The organism is Sinosporangium siamense (genome assembly GCF_016863435.1).
Lineage (GTDB): Bacteria > Actinomycetota > Actinomycetes > Streptosporangiales > Streptosporangiaceae > Sinosporangium > Sinosporangium siamense.
Genome location: NZ_BOOW01000034.1, coordinates 83,905 through 100,919 on the forward strand (window position 1 = coordinate 83,905; position 17,015 = coordinate 100,919).

Below are 17,015 nucleotides of genomic sequence, written 5' to 3' on the forward strand. Positions count from 1 at the left end.
TCATCCGCACCTGTAGGCCCTGGAGAGGTGCCGCCCGGCCCCGGTCCCGAGCTGGCGCGGCGGGCCGCGCGGCTGCTGGAGCAGGTAGACGACATGTCCGCCGCGCTCGTCGACGCCGTCTGGGAGCACCTCCCGGGCTACGATCCCGCCCGCATGGACGTCCGGGACCTCGCCGACGTCGTCGCGCCCAACATCCGCGCCGTCCTCGCCGCAGTCGCCGAACGGCGAAGCCCGGCGGGCGGGGAGCTGACCCCGGCCGCGGCCCTCGGCGAGCGGCGGGCCATCCAGGGGGTCCCGGTGGAGGGCGTGGTGGCGTCCTGGCACGCGGCCGAACGGCTGCTGCTCCAGCGTTTCGCCGCCGTCGGCCCGCCGATGGAGGCGCCGGTGCTCACCGAGCTCACCCACCGCCTCGCCGCCGTCGTGGACACCATGATCGAGGCGTCGACCGACGCCTACCGACAGACCCGCAGCGAGGCCGCGGGACACCTCGACCAGATCGCCACCGACCTCGTCTCCCGCCTGGCCGGCGGCGAGCCGCTCGACCCGTCCGAAGTGGAGGAGCGCGCCCGCCTCATCGGCGTGCAGGCCCAGGTCCCCCATCGGGCCGCGGCCATCGGGATGCGCGGCGCCGTACGACCCCTGGAGATCACCCGTGCCCAGCGAGTGCTGCTCGACGCCCTCCGCCCGCGCCTGCGCAGCCGCGTGCTCGCCGGCACCCGAGGGCAGGCCCTCCTGCTCGTCCTCGCCGACGCCCCCGGCATCCCCGAGGCCCTCACCCGCGCCGCAGGCCGCCCCGGCGTGCCGCCCGGAGTCGTCGTCGGCCTGGGCGAACCCCGCCCCCGCCTCGGCGAGGCGGGGGCCTCCTGCCGGGAGGCCCTCGCGGCCCTGGAGGCGGGCCTGCGCATGGGCGCCGACCGCGCCGTCATCCCCTTCGAGAGGGTCATCCCCGAGGTGCTCCTCATCGACAACCCCCTGGACGCCAGGCGCCTCGCCGACACCATCCTCGCTCCGCTACGGCAGAGCCCTGCCCTGGTGGAGACCCTGCGCGTCTTCCTCGCCACCGGACTGTCGACCCGCCTCACCGCGCGCCGCCTGCGCATCCACGAGAACACCGTGAGCTACCGCGTCCGGCGCGTGGTCCAGCTGCTTGGGGTGGACTCCGCGGCCGAGTTGGTGAGGGCCGACGTCCTCCTCGCCCTGCGCGCCGAGGAACTCGGCGAGGCACCCGACCGATAGCCCCCGGTCGAGGTACGGACAAGCCGGGTTCGCCCGGGGCTTCGCGAGGTCACGGTAGTGGCGCGTCCACGGGATGTCCGCCACTTCGCCCGCCGACCTCCCTGATCACCCGCCATGCCCCGTCGCCGAGGTGATCCCGTCGGTGATGGGAACCGGCTACCGGACACACGGCGCACTTTCCGGCTCCCGCCGTACGTTGCACCGGCACCGGCACCGGCGCCGGCGGAGGGCGGATGGCGGAGGCGGCGGTCGCCCCGCGTGCGGGAAACCGGGCACGTCGCCGGAAGGCCCGCCGCGTGGCGGCGGGAATCGCGGGACTCCGGCTACACGACGATGTGTGCCGGGGTCACGGGCGAAAGGGGTGGGCGGTCAGCTTTCCGTGCCCACCTTGCCGAGGGAGAACTGCTCGCCTCCCCTCAGCGGGAGGTCCCGGAGGCGCTGGGAGGCGCCACTGCGCACGTCGACGGCGTAGTAGCCGAGGGATCCCCGTCCGCCCGCCTTGTCCGCCCGCACGACGTATTCGTGCTCGTTGGCCCAGCTGCGGCCGGTGGCGGACGCCGTCTTCGGCTGGGAGAGCAGGCGGAGTTCGTGCTTCTTGAGCACACGGCCTGCCGTCTTGGTGTTGTAGATGACGAGTTGTTCCTTGCCGGACTCGTCGACGTCGGACCGCACCTCCACCAGACGGAGGCCGTCGGGTGAGAGGCTGTAGTCGATGCCGTCCCGCCGCCACTCCCCCTGGATCTTGCCTCGCCGGTCGAGGATGGCCACCGTACCCTTCTTCACCGGGGAGCTCCCGGCCGCGTCGCGGCAGCCGCGCCCGGCGGCGATCACGGTGGCGTTGCGGCTGATGCCGAGCACGTCGCAGAATCCGCGGAAGGTCGAGGTCTTCCGGGTGGCCGCGTTGGTGACCAGCACCCTCGGGCTTTCCCCGGAGAACGACACTGAGAAGAACCGGCCGTCAGGGGATATGTCTACACCTTGGAACTCGGCGAGTGTCGCGACGTCCATGCGGGGGGAGACGGGCTCGATGCGGGCCGTCGGGAGATGCCATCCGACGAACTGCATGCGGCTCGCGCTGAAATAGACGACGCTGTGCCCGTCGGGGCTGATTTGAAGGGGCATCGAACGCGTGGTGCTCTCGTCGATTTTGGCGAAGTTCACCGCGTCGTGGAGCCGGATGTTGCTCCAGCACCCCCGCTGCGAGCATGTGCGCGAGTGCGCGAGCCCCTGTTCGTCGGGCTTCTCGCCGTTGGTGTGTTTGACCCGGAGGGTCCAGCCGTTGCACGCGATCGACTCGGAGACGTCCTGCGGAGACGCCCCCCGGCGGCAATTGTGAAGGTCCGGAGCATAGGCATATTGCACGGGAAGCGTGAACGGCTGCGGTGTCCACTCTTCCGCCATGGCGGGCGTGCTGCTCACCACCGGCGTCGGCGCGGCACTCGGAGGTGGGGCCGGCGTCGGCCCGGCCTGCGCCGCCTCCCCTGGCACGTCGGTCAAACTCACATAGGTGAACGCGCCCCCCACAAGCACAGCCAGAGCCAGGGCATAGCGCCCGAACCTCCCGGGTGCCCCCCCTCGCTCACCACCCGGCGCGGAAGCCGACTGAACCGACCCTCCCGCCAGGCCCTTCTTCTTATCTCTCACATCGGACAAGACTCAGTCCTCGCCAACCGTTCAAATGCTCGTTATCCCCATATGGGCAAGCCAAGATGGTACTTCGTGTGATCTTGCTCCCGTGGCCCGTTCGCTGCGAACCCTCACCCGATCCTGGAGGGCCAGGCCGGGGACCTGCATGGATCACGAGCACTTCGGCGGTTGACAATCTGCGGCTCTGCCGTACTCCGCACCCGAATGCCGCCACTCGCCGCGCGAGGCGCGCCTCCCGATCCAGCGCCGCCTTTCTGCTCTTCATCCAATGCTGGAAAAGATCCATGCGTGACTTGACGACCTTGCCCAGGACGACCTTGACCGCCTCCGTCTCACACGCGTCCTTGGCCGACATGAACGCCTCCTGGTGCGCGTTGTTTATGCTGACGGCCAGATTCGGATCCTCCGGCGGCACCAACGCCCCTGAACTGGGGTCGTCGGGGTAGATGTAGCGGGCGAAGGTCTGGTAGCCGTACTTACTCCTGAACTGCTTGACCGCCTCGTAGTCGCCGTTCGCGACCCGGCGTTGAAGCTCGGTCTCCTGGTCGGGGGCCACGAAGGCGATGTACTTGAAGCCCTTGGCCTTCATGCATTCGGCTATCTTGCGCTCGACCTTTCATTTGACCTCCATCGCATCCTGCGCCGGCTTCGACGCCGGTTTCGACGCCTGTGCGGAGGTCGCGGGCGCGGCTCCCTCAGTGGCGGTCCCGCACGCGGCGACAAGATCCCGATGGTTTCGTCTTGAGGCGTGGCGGGACCTGTCGCGAGTCGTGGCCGGTCGCGGCAGATTCCAACGGTTGCGTCTTGAGGCGTGACGACCCGTCTGCGGACCGAATCAGGGGGCCGCGCGGGCTCTGCCGTAACCCTAGATCATCATGAAACGGTGTTGATCGATGCCGCACTGGGGGAGCATCGCTCTCACAACGGGAGGAATGAGCATGGGAAAGCATGTCGTCGTCGGATCCGGGCAAGTGGGCACTCATCTCGCCACCAAACTCCTCACCCGGGGGCATGACGTCACCGTCGTCACCAGATCGGGCGGCGGCCCCGACGGCACCCACAGAGTCACGGCCGACGTCGCCGATCAAAGACGTCTAACGGAGGCGGCCGAGGGGGCCGACGTCCTCTACAACTGCGTGAGCCCGAAATATCACCGCTGGCTCACGGACTGGCCACCGCTGGCCGCCTCCTTCCTCGCCGCAGCCGAGGCGACGGGCGCCGGACTGGTGATGCTCGGCAACCTCTATGCATATGGACCGGTCAACGGACCGATGACCGAGGACCTGCCGCTCGCCTCCACCACCCCGAAGAGCCGGCTTCGCGGCGCGATGTGGGAGCAAGCGCTGGCCGCCCACCAGGCAGGCAGGATCAGAGCGACCGAGGTCCGCGCATCCGACTTCTTCGGCCCCGGCGCCTCCGACCAGTCCTACCTCGGAGCCCGATTCGTGAAGCCCCTACGGGCCGGGAAACCCGTTCCGCTCCTGTGGCCCGCAGACATGCCACATAGCTGGACATACCTCCCCGACGTCGCCGAAGCCCTGATCGTCGCGGGCACCGACGAACGTGCCTGGGGCCGCCCCTGGCACGTTCCCACCAACCCGCCCCTCACCTTCCGCGAGGTCGCCGAGCGGATGGCGGACATCATCGGCAGACCCATGCCGGGGGTACGGGAGCTCCCGTGGCCGCTCATCCGGGCGGCCGGCCTGTTCACCCCTTTGCTCGGCGAGCTCAGACATGTCCGCTATCAGTTCGCCTCTCCGTTCGTCGTCGACTCCTCGGCCTTTGAGAGCACGTTCGGCGTGGCGCCGACCTCGATGGACGAGGCGTTGAGAGCCACAGTCGACGCCTTCTGATGCCCATATGACGTCACTCCATCATTCGGTGACGTCAAAATGACGTCATGCTGTGTTAGCCTGACGTCGTGATGGTGCGCAAGGCGGCGTCACCCATTTTTGGCGGGAGGGCGCTCATGAGGCATTCGGCGATCTCGGTGACCGGTCTCCGCAAGGCGTTTGGCAGCCAGGTCGTGCTCGACGGCATCGACCTCCACGTGCCCCCAGGCACGATCTTCGCCCTACTCGGCCCAAGCGGCGTGGGCAAGACGACGATGCTGCAGATCTTGTCGGCCCAGCTCCGGCCCGACAGCGGAGAGGTTCGGGTCCTCGGCCACGACGTGGCGACCGAGGCCGATGCCGTGCGATCGGCGGTCGGCGTCGTCGGCCAGTGCACGGTGGGCGACGGTCGACCTGACGCCCGTGTGGGGGCATGCATATCGGCTGCTCCCGCCACGGTCGGCACCGTGTCAAACGGCACGATGCCGACCGTCACCAGGGCGGCCGAAGCCATGCTGACGGATCCCCAATCGACAGATCCCCGATGGGCGGCCCCCCAATCAGCTAACCCCAAGCCGATCGCCCCCATATCCGCCGATCCCCTGAAGGCCAGCCTCATGCTGGTCGACCCCATGCTCACAGGCGAACAGAACCTCACCCGGGCAGCCGCCCTGCACAATATGGGAGTGATTGCAGCCCGCCACCGCGTGGCGGATTTGCTCGAAGGGTTCGATTTACGGGAGGTCGCACAGAATCCCGCCTTCACCTACTCGGAAGGAACACGCCTCCGCCTTGACCTGGCGATGGCACTCGCCGGCAACCCCCACGTCCTCTTCCTCGACGAGCCAACAGCAGGCCTCGTCCCCCGCAGCCGCCACCAAGTATGGGAAATCATCAAACGCCTGGCGGCCAACGGCGTCACAGTCTTCCTGACCACACAGCACCTAGATGAGGCCGGCCACCTGGCCGACCACATCGCAGTGCTCGACCGCGGCACCGTAACGGCCGAGGGCACCCCCGACGAACTGAAGCGCCTCGCGCCAGCCGGACACGTCCGCATGAGCTTCACCGACCCCGGCCAGTTCGAGATGGCCGCCCGCACCCTCCCCACCCTGATGCGAGACGACAACGCCTTCGTCCTCCACGTCCCCACCACCGGCGACCAACGCTCACTGAAGGCCCTACTCGACCAGCTCGACGAAGCCCTGATCGACGTCGACCGCCTCACGGTCCACACCCCCGACCCCGACGACGTCCTCCTCGCCCTCACCGGCCGCCCTCACGCCTTCGCACGATGACAGCCACCCAGACGCACGACACAGGCCGCCATCAACAGTGACACGCCCCCGTGACAAGCGGACGGTCCCCGACCCACCGGAGATCACCCCGCCCGCTGATACCGGACCTCGGCTCGACCTCACCGATGTCAGAATGACGACTTCCCGATCATGGGACATGACCTCTGACCTCGGTGAAGTGTTCGGGTTGAGCGCCGATCTCCGATGTGCTCACCAGACAGGCCAGGGCACGCTCGGGCCTTGGCGGCCCTCCCGCTCCCGATTCCCCCGTCGCCTAAAGGCGACGGTCCCCCTCGAGAGGAACTGATGGGGTCAGCCGGGTCACGGAGGATGAGATCGAGTACGGCCTTGCCTTGAACCCGGCGACCGAGGAGGGCATCTATCGCCTCGTCCACTCGTTCCCATGGACCGCGCCAGCCGATCTGCGGATCGAGCTCCCCTTTCTCCAGCAGGTGGATCAGGTAGGCGAGATCCAGCCCAAAGGGAGCGGCTACGGTGAAGGGTTCGAGACGCTTGAGAACGCCTTTCATCCGTTCTTCCTCGAAGTCGATGACGATCGGTTCGCGGGATGCCCATCCGATGGACAGGGCAACGCCGCCGTCTTCCAAGGCCCCGAACGCCTCGGCCAGCAGATTGCCGCCCACATTGTCGAGAACACCAAAAAAAATTCCGCCACTACCCACACCTCTTGCGCGGGAACCTCTAATTCCTCCGTGACTTCATGTGAAGCATGGCGTATGAGGCGAACTCCGTTTGCAGTCTACGGAGACTCCACAGAAGGCGCGGATGGCGTGAGCCTATCGGCGAGGTCGATAAGCACTGACTCCTCGGAGTTCCTCATGGCCTCTAGCACCATCAGCAAGTCCGCACGAATCCGTGCAGATTTGACACTCTCGGCATCAGCAAAGCAGCGCTCTATCTCGGACACGGCTCGCGCGAGATCCCTGTTCTTCACGAAGATAACTGCCAATCGCGTACGACAACGCAGAGCAGTTCTTACGCGCTCACTGCCCAACTTCGCCAGTGCCGCACTAAGGCGACCCTGAGCTTGATCCAGCATATCTAGGGCGAAGTACGCCAAACCCAAAGCACTCTCGTGATGCCCTGGGGAGGCGGTGACGCGACGCGCCCACTCTGGACCACCTTCAGATCTCGTCTGTGCCAGCGATTCCTCAGCCAGGGAAATATGCCGTATGCCCGAATCGCGATCTCTCGCGTAGGCACAGTGCCGTGCTGCGACAGCATGCAGGTTCGCCTTCTCCTGCAAACTGATGCGCTCATCCCCGAGCGCCATCCGGAGCACTTCGACCGCGGCCCTTGGCTTCCCAGAATCCGCGAGAACGACTGATAAGTCGAGCATTATGTGCGCCCTGAGGTCTCGATCACTACCGCGAGAAGCGAAGTTCAGGGCGAAGGTCAACATCCTCCTCGCGCGTACGGTGTCCCCGAGGTCGTACAGCGCCCACCCAAGACGGTCGGCAAGCAGGCCGATCCCATTGACCACATGGTCACGGACAGGATCTGTCATTTGCCCGTCAAGCAGCCCAACTGCCCATACCAGGGCACCTCGCGCAATGGCGATCACGGGCTCGCCGCCACGGGAGAGGTCCATCTTGGTGTAAAACTCAACGGCCTCTTCGAGGGCCTTCACCTCACGCATACCTACTGCGTTTGGCGTCACCATCAGGTCGTCGAGAAGCACGGAAGTATCGACCACCGAAGCCCCCACACATGCCGCCGCAATAGCGCTAAGCATGCCGTTGTCATCATCAAGCGACGAAGAGTCGGCTGCCGTTTCAGTAATCTCTGTGATGTTTGCGGCAATCTCTGGTCCTAGCGCTTCCCTATAGCGCTGAACGACCGTTGGACTGATAGCCCTCTGCCCTCGTTCCACACGGCTTAGGTGCCCCGTCGACATGCCGATACGGCTGGCCATCTCATCGAGGCTGACGTCCGCACGCTCCCGCGCCCTGCGTAGATCGGCTCCGGTGATCATTGCGCCTCCTTCTTGCCGCAATTCGTTGCCGCAATGCCGCAACGATGTTTTGCCCTGATCGCAAGGTCGATGCTTTACCAGCGAGCTACGACTGAGCCAGGGCGGGACACGGCTACACACTAATGTCACCCTGCTTGCGCGCAAGGTCAATGCCCACTCTAGGCAATGTAGGCGGAAACGCCCGAACCATCACCTTCGGGCGCATCCTCGATCGCATGGAGGAGCGATCCATGGCGCAGTCTAGGGCTGCCCGCCCCGGGCAGCGGAGCAAATTCCCCGTTACATCCATTCGGCCCGACGCATGGTAGGCACTATGAGCGCTGAGCAGCCCGAAAGGCTGCAGGCTTCAACACCAGATCAGCACAAGTGGGTGGCATTGTGCGATTAAGGGAGTCCACCGGTCTCGGCGATCCATGCCATCCCGAGCATGTCCGGTATCAGCGTGTTGGGGCACGTCGCCTGGACCTGGCGGGAGCGCTCTCATCCGCTTCTGTGGCACGAGCCTGGATATGGGGGCACCTGGCGGAGAAGCACATGTCAGCGGATCAGGCTCACGTAGTGGTCCTCTTGACGAGCGAACTTGTGACCAATGCGCTCACGCACTCCAAGTCAAGGCACGGAGAGGTGACGGTACTTCTCCAGGTGAGTCAGTACTGCGTACGGGTCGATGTGATGGACGACGGCTCAGCTGGCGGACCGGTGCTCGGTCCTACCAGAGTCGACGCAGAGAACGGCCGAGGCCTGGTTTTGGTGGATCAGTTGGCCCACCGTTGGGGCGACTACTTCGAAGCGAGCGGAAGAGCCGTCTGGTTCGAGGTCGAACGTCAACTCCCCGCCGGAAACGGAGCGATCTTTGAGCACGCATCTTGATCTGGCAATCGTGGGTGACCCTGGCCACACATAGAGCTTGAGGTCACTTACGGAGAAGACCTCACGGATTAGCGCTCAGGAGGCCGAGATGGGCTTGCGGCTGCTGTTCGACGGGTCCAGCGATATCCAGGCGCGCATCGACATCCGGTGAAGGCCGCGGCCTGGCCCGAAGCGCTGGGCGGCCTTTGGCCGCCCACGCCCCCAACCAGACCTCTCCGCCCCTGCGGCCTGCCGCAGCCACTAGGTGCTTTCACCAACAGCAGCAAAAGGGGTCGTAGCCGTGCCCAGAACCACCCCTACCCCTATGAAAGCTGCACGTTCAAGGCGACGACGGACTGGCCCACTGCTGTTCGATAGCGGGAGTTCCTGCCCTCTTGCGTTCTAAGGTCGCCGGCCCGCGACACCGAACCTTGACCTTGAGCTTGGCACGAAGGGATGCCGCCAGTCCGGTTGTGCAGGTGGCCGTTCAAGCCGGTCAGGGATGCCGCACATGCGGGCGCGTCGTAATTCGCCCTCGGCACCGGGGCTTGCGAGCAATAATCGCAACCTGTAGGTTGCTACTCATTGGCAACCTACAGGTTGCGAAGGAGGGTGGGCATGGTTTCGGATGCGATCGAACGTGTGGTGGTACTGCGCGCACCCCATCGAGCGGGTGTGGGCCGCGCTGACCACCGCGCAAGGACTCTCGCGGTGGTTCGGCTCGATAGCGGAGATAGATCTGCGGCCAGGTGGGCGAGCATTCTTCCGCTGGGACGACCTTGACGAGGAATCCGTCGCCACGATCGCGCTGGTCGACCCGCCACACCGTTTCGCGTTCAGGTGGGCGATCGAGGGCATGCCGGAGGGTGACGCACCTCAGACGCTTGTGGACTTCACCCTGGAGCCGGTACCGGACGGCACCCGGGATGACCGGCTGGCCGCGCTGAAACGCGCACTGGACGCCACCGATACGAACCAAGGAGTTACGCATAATGAGCAAGCCTGAATTCACGGCCGGCCTGAACATCGCCATGAAGATCCCCAAGGCGCAGTACGAGGCCACGGTGGCCTTCTACCGCGACACTCTGGGCTTCGAGGTCAAAGAAGACGACGTCTCCTACGCTCCGACTGTCTCGAGAACTCATTCGGTGCGGTTCGGCCCCAATACGCTGTGGCTCGACTGTGTCGACAACTACGGCCGGCCCGACCTGTGGCTGCAGTTGCACACCGATGACCTGGACGCGGCAGCGAGCAAACTGGCCGACATCGGCATCCACCCGTGTGACGAGGTCGAGCCCCTGGAGAACCTCGATTCCAGGACCCACTGGATCAAGAACCCAGCCGGTGTCATTCATCTGCTCGCGGAGTCCCGCTGATCCTGATGTCCCGGTGAGGTGAGCCGCCCCCCTCGGCGCTAGCGCGGAGCGTGGCGGCCGGCTTCCCGAGTTGCTCAAGCTTCGATGACACAAGCCCAAGGTTTGCTGGTAACCCGACCTGCTCATGAGCACCACGGTGCTTATGTCAACAGGCGGGGTGTCGCAGACACAAAGCTGTCGCACCACAGCGTGCTACACAGGGTTAGACCAGTCCCATCTTCGGCGACGTAGGATTTCGACAAGCGTTAGAACTGGCAGAGTCGCGCCCTCATCGCTCTCGCACACATCCTGACCGCATCGGCCGGGTGTCTACCCGGGACCTCATCGTCGCCGCCGTGCCACTGACCGGATCCTTCGCTCGCGGCAGGCGACCTCGTGTCGCACCTTGTCATAGCGGGCGGCGCAGCCCGTCCAGCACGAGGGTGATGACATCGTCGGCCTCGGCCCGCCAACAGGGGCGGTCATGGGCCGCACTGATGCCGTGCAGCGCCATCATCACGGCACCGGCGTCCACGTCGTCGCGAACGGCGCCGTCCCGCACGGCGGCGGCCACCAGGTCTGTGACAGCCTGCTCAAGCGCCCGGCTGCCCTCGGCGAGGGCACCCGCGCGATCGGCCATGAGCGTGGCCAGCGTCCGGGCCAAGCCCTCGTGGGCATCTATGTGGTCGACCATGCCGCGCAGGAAGGCCGCCAAAGCCTCCGCCGCGGGCAGCGTGGCCTGTAGCAGGCGGGCGCGGTCGCAGAGCGCGGCGACCTCCCCGTGGTAGACCGCCTCGGCCAGTGCCTCCCGGGTGGGGAAGTGGCGATACAGCGTGCCGGTGCCCACCCCGGCCAGGCGTGCGAAGTCATCGAAGCGCAGGTCGAAGAAGTCGCCGGCGTCGAAGACCTCTCGTGCCTTGGCGATCAGGAGATCGCGGTTGCGTTGGGCGTCGGCCCGCAGCGGCTTGTCGGCGGTCATGTGCTACCTCGCGTTGACAAGTGGAGATGACCTCCATATTTTCCAAAGTGGAGATGGTCTCCAAATCGATCGTACCCCACGAGGTGCAGCGTGAAGATCTTGATGTTCGGCCGAGGCGTGATCGCCACCGTCTACGGCTGGGTCCTGCAACAGGCGGGACATGACGTCGAGTTCTACGTCCGTCCGGGTCGCGCGGAGACGTACGGGGACGCGGTGGACCTCGACCTGTTCGATATGCGGCGCCGGGTGTGGGGGCAGCGCGTCGCCGAGAGGTGGCCGGTGCGCTACCGCGAGGCGCTGGAGCCGGACCACGACTTCGACCTGATCGTGCTCAGCGTGCCCCACCATCGCCTCGCGGGCGCGACGGCCTTCCTGGCCCCGCGTGTCGGCCAGGCCACGGTGCTGGTCTTCGGCAACCTCTGGACCGAGCCGCTCGCCGCCATCGGCGCACTCCCCGCCGACCGGATCGCCTGGGGCTTTCCCCAGGCCGGTGGCGGTTTCTGCGCGGACGGCGTACTCCGAGGGGCACTGCTGCCGTCGGTCGTCTTCGGCACACTCGACCGGCCCCCGACCGACCGGGAACGGGCCGTGCGCCAGGCGTTTCGCGAGGCCGGGCTCCGGATCAAGGAGCGGCCTGACTTCCGCGGCTGGCTGTGGGTCCATTTCGCGTCGGATGCCGGCATGTTCTCGCAGGGCCTGCGGCTGGGATCCCTGTCCCAACTGGCCGGGGCAACGGGCGACCTGCGCGAGGCGCTGCTGGCCGGCCGCGAGCTGCTGCCGCTCCTCAAGGCGCGCGGCGTTGACTTGCGACGTCACCGGGGCGGTGTGCTGCTGTTCCGGGCGCCCACCTGGCTGACGGCCCCCGCGCTCGCCTGGCTGACTGCTCATTTCGCGCCCGTGCGCGTGAATTTCGCGGCGCACTCCGACCCCGAGGCCGAGGAGCCGCGTGAGGTCTGCCGGGACACCCTGGCCGAAGCACGACGGCTGGGCATCTCGGCGCCGCGCCTGGAAGCGGCGGAACCGAACTTCGCCCGCAAGGGGACGGGTCGAGTCTAAATTCACCGATGTTGTCGGTCCGTATCCGCTTCATGTGGGGTCGGGGATGTGACCGTTCATGCGCTGTCGGGTGCCCCGCACCTGCGGGCCGCTCTTGATATGGCAGGTCAGCGGTGAGGTCCACGAAAATCCTGAGGTGCCGCCTGACCAAGGACACCTAGACTCCCGGGCATGACGATCTTGTATGAGTGGCGCGGGAACTTCGACAACGCCGACGTCAACGTGTTGCATGCCGAAGGGTTCGATCACAAGGTGCTGGACATCGACTGGCTGGCGCAGGTGCGTCGGCACAGTCTCGGGTGGGTCTGTGCGTGGCGTGATGGGGAGCTTGTCGGGTTCGTCAATGTGGCGTGGGACGGCGGGGTGCATGCCTTCGTCCTGGACACCGTGGTCAGGGGTGAGTTGCGTCGCGCCGGCATCGGGAAGGGGCTTGTGGCGGAGGCCGTCAAGGGCGCTCGGGCGGCGAAATGTGAGTGGTTGCACGTCGACTTTGACGATCACTTGCGGAAGTTCTACTTCGATGCCTGCGGGTTCGAGCCCACCAACGCGGGGCTCATCGCGCTCTGAGCTGCTAGAGCGGCACACGGTCCAGCCGCATCCGCCTGGCCTGCCAGCCACTAAGACGCGAAAAATCCATATTTACATCAAAACGCTACCCCCATGTCCACCTCCGCGCGATCGCTCACCGAGCGTGTCTACACCGCCCTGCGCGGCGAGATCCTGGCCGGCCGCGTGACGCCCGGCCGCAAGCTCAAGCCCTCCGAGCTGAGTGCCGCCCACGGGGTAAGCCTCAACGTGGTGCGTGAGGCGCTGAGCCGGCTGGCCGGGGAGAGGCTTGTGCGGGCGCTGCCGCAGCAGGGGTTCGCTGTGGTTGATGTCTCGGTGGCCGATCTTGAGGATCTGACCGAGGTGCGGGCGACGATCGAGGGCAGCGCGTTACGGCGGTCCGTCGAGCGGGGGGATCTCGCCTGGGAGGCGGCGCTCGCCGCGGCACACCACCGGCTTGCGGGGACCCCGATGGGTGACCCGGAGCGGCCGGGCGCGGTGGCCGAGGAGTGGATCCGTGCGCACGACGAGTTCCACAAGGCCACCATGGCGGCCTGCGGCAGCCCGCGGATGATGGAGATCGTCGCGGGGCTCGCCGAGTCGGCCGCGATCTACCGCTACTGGTCGCGGCACTACGACGAGGGGCGGCGGGACATCGCGGGCGAGCACCGGGCGATTTTCGAGGCGGTCATGGCGCGGGACGCCGACGCGGCGTGCCGGCTGCACCAAGAGCACATCCGGCGCACCGCCGGCATCGTCGTCGCCGGTGTCGAACGTGGGGAGGGCTGACATGCGCATCGCCAACCTGGCCGGACGGCTGACGCTGATCACAAGCGGTGGGGCGGTCGACGTCGCGCGGGCCTCGGGGGGACGGTTTTCTGCCGATCCTCAGGCCGTCTATGCGCAGTTCGACGAGTTTCGCCTGTGGGCCGAGGAGGCGGCGCTTCCACCAGGCGAGGAGTTCGACCCGGCGCTCCTTGGAGCACCGGCGCCGGCGCCGCGGCAGTTGTTCGCCGTCGGGCTCAACTATCGGGCTCACGCCGCCGAGGCCGGCTTCGCCGTACCCGACAGTCCTGCGGTCTTCACCAAGTTTGTCACCTCGATCACCGGCCCCCACTCCAAGATCACGCTGCCCGAAGGCAACGTGGACTGGGAGGTGGAGCTGGTGGCGGTGATCGGCCGGACCGCGCATCGGGTGGCGGAGAGTACGGCGTGGGCCCACGTGGCCGGGCTCACGGTCGGCCAGGATCTGTCCGAGCGTGTGATGCAGATGGCGGGGCCGGCGCCGCAGTTCAGTCTGGCGAAGTCCTATCCGGGGTTCACCCCGATGGGGCCCTGGCTGGTCACGGTGGACGAGTTCGCCGACCCGGACGATCTTGAGCTGAGCTGTGCGGTCGACGGTGAGGTGGTGCAGCGGGGGCGCACCTCCGACCTGGTCTTCTCGGTGCCGGGTCTCGTGGCGCGGCTCTCGGCGGTGACGCCGCTGCTGCCGGGGGACGTCATCTTTACCGGCACACCCGCAGGTGTGGGCGTGAGCCGTACTCCTCCCCGCTTTCTCCGCCCGGGAGAGGTGCTGACGAGCGCCGTCGAGGGCGTCGGGGAAATGCGTCATGTCCTCTGCGGCGGGGAACTATCCACCGATCGATAGACCGATAGCACAAGAAACCGAAAAAGAACACGGAGGCGTCTCATGGCGAAGGCTTTCGCCTCATCGGCCGATCTGGAAGACAAGCAGCCCACCCTGGAGATCCTCGCGGACGGCGTCTACGCGCTCACCGCCGAGGGCGACCCCAACGTGGGCGCGATCGAGGGAGAGGACTTCCTCGTCTGTTTCGAAGCGATGGCGACTCCCGTGGCGGCCCGCGAATGGCTGGCGCTGCTGCGTGAGCACACCGACAAGCCGATCCGCTATCTGGTGCTCTCGCACTATCACGCGGTCCGCGTGCTGGGTGCGAGCGCGTTCGACGCCGATGTCGTCGTCGCGCACGAACGCACCAAGGCGCTGATCACCGAACGCGGCAAGCAGGACTGGGAGTCGGAATACGGCCGCATGCCGCGCCTGTTCAAAGATCCCGGCAGCATCCCGGGCCTGACCTGGCCGACGCTCACCTTCACCGACGGGCTGACGATCGACCTCGGCGCCGGGCGCGGCGATCTGATGCTGCGTTATCTCGGCCGCGGCCACACCGAGGGTGACATCGTGGCGTGGCTGCCGCAGCAGAAGGTGCTGTTCGCGGGTGATCTGGTCGAGGCGCAGGCCGCGCTCTACACCGGTGACTCCTACCACCGCGAGTGGGCGTCGGGCACTCTCGACGGGGTTGCCGCGCTGGAGGCCGAGGCGCTGGTGGGGGGCCGCGGCCCCGTGGTGCGGGGGCGGGACGCGGTCGGCGCCGCCATCGGGCAGACCCGTGACTTCCTGCGTGTGATGATCGCCGAGGTCACCGCCGTGCAGGAGGCCGGCGGCTCGCTCAAGGAGGCGTTCGAGCGGGTGCGCGCGGCGCTGGCGCCGCGCTACGGCATGTGGCCGATCTTCGAGCACTGCCTGCCGTTCGACGTCTCCCGGTTGTGGGACGAGCTGCTGGGGGTCGAACGCCCCCACATCTGGACGGCGGCTCGCGACCGCGAGATCTGGGATCTGCTGCAGGGCTGAGGACGATGAGGAACGAACGGCTACCGGTGCTCGTGCTCGGCGCGGGACCGGTGGGGCAGACAGCGGCGTTGCTCCTGGCCCGGTGGGGCCTTCCCGTCGTGATGCTGGACCGGCGTCCGGCACGCGACCTGACCGGCTCCAAGGCGATCTGCCAGCAGCGCGACGTGCTCGACGTCTGGGCCGCCGTCGGCTGCGAGGCGATCGCGGCCGAGGGGCTCACCTGGACGACCTCGCGCACCTACTATCGCGACCGCGAACTGTTCTCGGCGCGTTTCGGCGACCCCGGCCGCTCGCCGCTGCCGCCGTTCGTCAACCTTTCGCAGGCACGCACAGAGGAGATCCTCGACGAGCGCATCGCCGCCACTCCCCTGATCGACACCCGGTGGGGGCACGAGGTGGTCCATCTCACCCAGGACGAGTACGGCGTAGCCGTCAAATGCGCGGACGGCACGGTCGTGCGCGGCTCGCATGCGATCGCGTGCACGGGCGCCCGCGGTGGCGCGGTGCGCGAGGCGCTGGGGCTCGGTTTCGACGGCGAGAGTTACGACGACCGGTTCCTGATCTGCGACATCCGCGCCGAGCTGCCCGGCTGGGAGAGCGAACGGCGGTTCTACTTCGATCCGGAGTGGAACCCGGGGCGTCAGGTGCTCATGCATCCATGCCCGGGTTCGGTGTTCCGGATCGACTGGCAGGTGCCGCCGGATTTCGACCTGGAGGCCGAGGAGGCGTCCGGCATGCTCGACCGGCGCATCCGGCACATCGTGGGCGATCAGCCGTACGAGCTCGTGTGGCGTTCGGTCTACCGTTTCCACTCGCGGCTCGCCGACCGCATGAGCGTCGGCCGGGTCCTGCTCGCGGGTGACTGCGCCCATCTGGTCGCGCCGTTCGGGGCCCGGGGTCTCAACTCGGGTGTGCCGGACGCCGAGAACGCCGCATGGAAAATCGCGTTCGTACGGCACGGCTGGGCACCCGAGGCTCTCCTCGCGACCTATCACGACGAGCGGCGGGCCGCGGCGCTGGAGAACCTGTGGGTGACGGGTGCGACGATGCGTTTCCTCGTGCCCCGCACCCCGGCCGAGCGGCGGCGCAGGCAGGCGATCCTAGAGCGCGCCGCGGTGGACCCGGAGGGGGTGACCGCGGTGGACTCGGGGCGTTTCGCCGAGCCTTTCCGCTATACGGCCTCGCCGTTGACCACGCGGGACGGTGAGTTCACCGGGCGGGCGGCGGCCCCGGGTGTCATCCTGCCCGATGTTCCAGTGTCCGTCCCGGGCAGGCCGGAGGTGTCCCGCTTACGGCACCTCACTCGCGACGGTGTCCTGGTCCTGCTCGCCGGGGGTTGCGATCGCGCAGCCGTGACCTCCGCCCTTGCCGACGCTGTCTCCGCCCCGGTCCAGGTGACGGACATCGGTGAGTCGGGCGCACTGTCAGACGCCCTCGGCACCCGTCCTCACGAGGTGTGGGTCATCCGCCCGGATGCACACATCGCGGCAATCCTGACTAACCCCACTTCTGCCGACCTGACCCGCGCCGTGCTCCGAGCCCTGGGCCACCCCACGTCATAACGCGGCGGG

Annotated in this window: 17 protein-coding genes; 12 read left to right on the forward strand and 5 right to left on the reverse strand. The window is 67.2% G+C overall.

Annotation, left to right across the window (positions count from 1 at the left end; all coding sequences use genetic code 11):
• The first annotated feature begins 27 nt into the window (after nucleotides 1-27).
• Nucleotides 28-1,236, forward strand: coding sequence for a PucR family transcriptional regulator (locus Ssi02_RS26365; protein ID WP_204030266.1), 1,209 nt, complete (start codon nucleotides 28-30; stop codon nucleotides 1,234-1,236).
• A gap of 369 nt (nucleotides 1,237-1,605) precedes the next feature.
• Here the strand turns inward: Ssi02_RS26365 and Ssi02_RS26370 are convergent, their stop codons facing one another.
• On the reverse strand, nucleotides 1,606-2,889 hold the full coding sequence (locus tag Ssi02_RS26370; protein WP_204030267.1) for a hypothetical protein: 1,284 nt from the start codon (nucleotides 2,887-2,889) through the stop codon (nucleotides 1,606-1,608).
• Nucleotides 2,870-3,472 (reverse strand): hypothetical protein, encoded by a 603-nt coding sequence (locus Ssi02_RS26375; RefSeq protein ID WP_204030268.1) that lies wholly within the window; start codon nucleotides 3,470-3,472, stop codon nucleotides 2,870-2,872. Before Ssi02_RS26375 ends, Ssi02_RS26370 begins: the two co-directional genes overlap by 20 nt.
• A gap of 349 nt (nucleotides 3,473-3,821) precedes the next feature.
• Here Ssi02_RS26375 and Ssi02_RS26380 point away from each other — a divergent pair, with 349 nt between their 5' ends.
• Nucleotides 3,822-4,736, forward strand: a complete 915-nt coding sequence (locus Ssi02_RS26380) for an NAD-dependent epimerase/dehydratase family protein (protein WP_239129719.1) — start codon at nucleotides 3,822-3,824, stop codon at nucleotides 4,734-4,736.
• A 116-nt stretch (nucleotides 4,737-4,852) separates the two neighbouring features.
• Nucleotides 4,853-6,013 carry an ABC transporter ATP-binding protein gene (locus Ssi02_RS26385; protein WP_204030270.1) on the forward strand — a complete coding sequence of 387 codons (1,161 nt, stop codon included), beginning with the start codon at nucleotides 4,853-4,855 and terminating at the stop codon, nucleotides 6,011-6,013.
• Between the two features lie 128 nt (nucleotides 6,014-6,141).
• Here Ssi02_RS26385 and Ssi02_RS26390 read toward each other — a convergent pair whose 3' ends face one another.
• Together Ssi02_RS26390 and Ssi02_RS26395 are read right to left on the reverse strand one after the other, a co-directional pair.
• The gene (locus Ssi02_RS26390) at nucleotides 6,142-6,696 is read right to left on the reverse strand and encodes a zinc-binding dehydrogenase (protein WP_204030271.1); all 555 of its coding nucleotides are present in this window, start codon (nucleotides 6,694-6,696) and stop codon (nucleotides 6,142-6,144) included.
• A 77-nt stretch (nucleotides 6,697-6,773) separates the two neighbouring features.
• On the reverse strand, nucleotides 6,774-8,138 hold the full coding sequence (locus Ssi02_RS26395; RefSeq protein WP_507763441.1) for a helix-turn-helix domain-containing protein: 1,365 nt from the start codon (nucleotides 8,136-8,138) through the stop codon (nucleotides 6,774-6,776).
• Between the two features lie 363 nt (nucleotides 8,139-8,501).
• On the opposite strand from Ssi02_RS26395, the gene Ssi02_RS39910 reads away from it, so the two are divergent.
• The 3 genes from Ssi02_RS39910 to Ssi02_RS26410 all read left to right on the forward strand — a co-directional run bounded on the left by Ssi02_RS39910 (nucleotide 8,502) and on the right by Ssi02_RS26410 (nucleotide 10,234).
• Nucleotides 8,502-8,879, forward strand: coding sequence for an ATP-binding protein (locus tag Ssi02_RS39910; RefSeq protein WP_373870201.1), 378 nt, complete (start codon nucleotides 8,502-8,504; stop codon nucleotides 8,877-8,879).
• Between the two features lie 607 nt (nucleotides 8,880-9,486).
• Nucleotides 9,487-9,864, forward strand: coding sequence for an SRPBCC family protein (locus Ssi02_RS26405; RefSeq protein WP_204030274.1), 378 nt, complete (start codon nucleotides 9,487-9,489; stop codon nucleotides 9,862-9,864).
• Nucleotides 9,851-10,234: a VOC family protein gene (locus Ssi02_RS26410; protein WP_204030275.1), complete on the forward strand. Its 384-nt coding sequence runs from the start codon at nucleotides 9,851-9,853 to the stop codon at nucleotides 10,232-10,234. Before Ssi02_RS26405 ends, Ssi02_RS26410 begins: the two co-directional genes overlap by 14 nt.
• A 388-nt stretch (nucleotides 10,235-10,622) precedes the next feature.
• Here Ssi02_RS26410 and Ssi02_RS26415 read toward each other — a convergent pair whose 3' ends face one another.
• Complete coding sequence (locus Ssi02_RS26415) at nucleotides 10,623-11,192, reverse strand: TetR/AcrR family transcriptional regulator (RefSeq protein WP_204030276.1); 570 nt, start codon at nucleotides 11,190-11,192, stop codon at nucleotides 10,623-10,625.
• Nucleotides 11,193-11,282: 90 nt separating this feature from the next.
• Here Ssi02_RS26415 and Ssi02_RS26420 point away from each other — a divergent pair, with 90 nt between their 5' ends.
• The 6 genes from Ssi02_RS26420 (at nucleotide 11,283) to Ssi02_RS26445 (ending at nucleotide 17,006) form a co-directional block, all read left to right on the forward strand.
• Nucleotides 11,283-12,248: a ketopantoate reductase family protein gene (locus tag Ssi02_RS26420; RefSeq protein WP_204030277.1), complete on the forward strand. Its 966-nt coding sequence runs from the start codon at nucleotides 11,283-11,285 to the stop codon at nucleotides 12,246-12,248.
• Between the two features lie 171 nt (nucleotides 12,249-12,419).
• Nucleotides 12,420-12,815 (forward strand): GNAT family N-acetyltransferase, encoded by a 396-nt coding sequence (locus Ssi02_RS26425; protein ID WP_204030278.1) that lies wholly within the window; start codon nucleotides 12,420-12,422, stop codon nucleotides 12,813-12,815.
• A 93-nt stretch (nucleotides 12,816-12,908) separates the two neighbouring features.
• Nucleotides 12,909-13,583 carry a GntR family transcriptional regulator gene (locus Ssi02_RS26430; RefSeq protein WP_204030279.1) on the forward strand — a complete coding sequence of 225 codons (675 nt, stop codon included), beginning with the start codon at nucleotides 12,909-12,911 and terminating at the stop codon, nucleotides 13,581-13,583.
• 1 nt (nucleotide 13,584) lies between these two features.
• On the forward strand, nucleotides 13,585-14,442 hold the full coding sequence (locus tag Ssi02_RS26435; RefSeq protein ID WP_204030280.1) for a fumarylacetoacetate hydrolase family protein: 858 nt from the start codon (nucleotides 13,585-13,587) through the stop codon (nucleotides 14,440-14,442).
• 42 nt (nucleotides 14,443-14,484) lie between these two features.
• Nucleotides 14,485-15,444, forward strand: a complete 960-nt coding sequence (locus Ssi02_RS26440) for an MBL fold metallo-hydrolase (RefSeq protein ID WP_204030281.1) — start codon at nucleotides 14,485-14,487, stop codon at nucleotides 15,442-15,444.
• Nucleotides 15,445-15,449: 5 nt separating this feature from the next.
• The gene (locus Ssi02_RS26445) at nucleotides 15,450-17,006 is read left to right on the forward strand and encodes an FAD-dependent monooxygenase (RefSeq protein ID WP_204030282.1); all 1,557 of its coding nucleotides are present in this window, start codon (nucleotides 15,450-15,452) and stop codon (nucleotides 17,004-17,006) included.
• The last annotated feature ends 9 nt before the right edge of the window (nucleotides 17,007-17,015 follow it).

What these genes read in the sequence shown, in the direction of transcription:
- Ssi02_RS26375 (WP_204030268.1), bottom strand. Translation starts at nt 3,472, where the DNA reads ATGAAGGCCAAGGGCTTCAAGTACATCGCCTTCGTGGCCCCCGACCAG.
- Ssi02_RS26380 (WP_239129719.1), top strand. Translation starts at nt 3,822, where the DNA reads ATGGGAAAGCATGTCGTCGTCGGATCCGGGCAAGTGGGCACTCATCTC.
- Ssi02_RS26385 (WP_204030270.1), top strand. Translation starts at nt 4,853, where the DNA reads ATGAGGCATTCGGCGATCTCGGTGACCGGTCTCCGCAAGGCGTTTGGC.
- Ssi02_RS26405 (WP_204030274.1), top strand. Translation starts at nt 9,487, where the DNA reads ATGCGATCGAACGTGTGGTGGTACTGCGCGCACCCCATCGAGCGGGTG.
- Ssi02_RS26410 (WP_204030275.1), top strand. Translation starts at nt 9,851, where the DNA reads ATGAGCAAGCCTGAATTCACGGCCGGCCTGAACATCGCCATGAAGATC.
- Ssi02_RS26415 (WP_204030276.1), bottom strand. Translation starts at nt 11,192, where the DNA reads ATGACCGCCGACAAGCCGCTGCGGGCCGACGCCCAACGCAACCGCGAT.
- Ssi02_RS26425 (WP_204030278.1), top strand. Translation starts at nt 12,420, where the DNA reads ATGACGATCTTGTATGAGTGGCGCGGGAACTTCGACAACGCCGACGTC.
- Ssi02_RS26430 (WP_204030279.1), top strand. Translation starts at nt 12,909, where the DNA reads ATGTCCACCTCCGCGCGATCGCTCACCGAGCGTGTCTACACCGCCCTG.
- Ssi02_RS26435 (WP_204030280.1), top strand. Translation starts at nt 13,585, where the DNA reads ATGCGCATCGCCAACCTGGCCGGACGGCTGACGCTGATCACAAGCGGT.
- Ssi02_RS26440 (WP_204030281.1), top strand. Translation starts at nt 14,485, where the DNA reads ATGGCGAAGGCTTTCGCCTCATCGGCCGATCTGGAAGACAAGCAGCCC.
- Ssi02_RS26445 (WP_204030282.1), top strand. Translation starts at nt 15,450, where the DNA reads ATGAGGAACGAACGGCTACCGGTGCTCGTGCTCGGCGCGGGACCGGTG.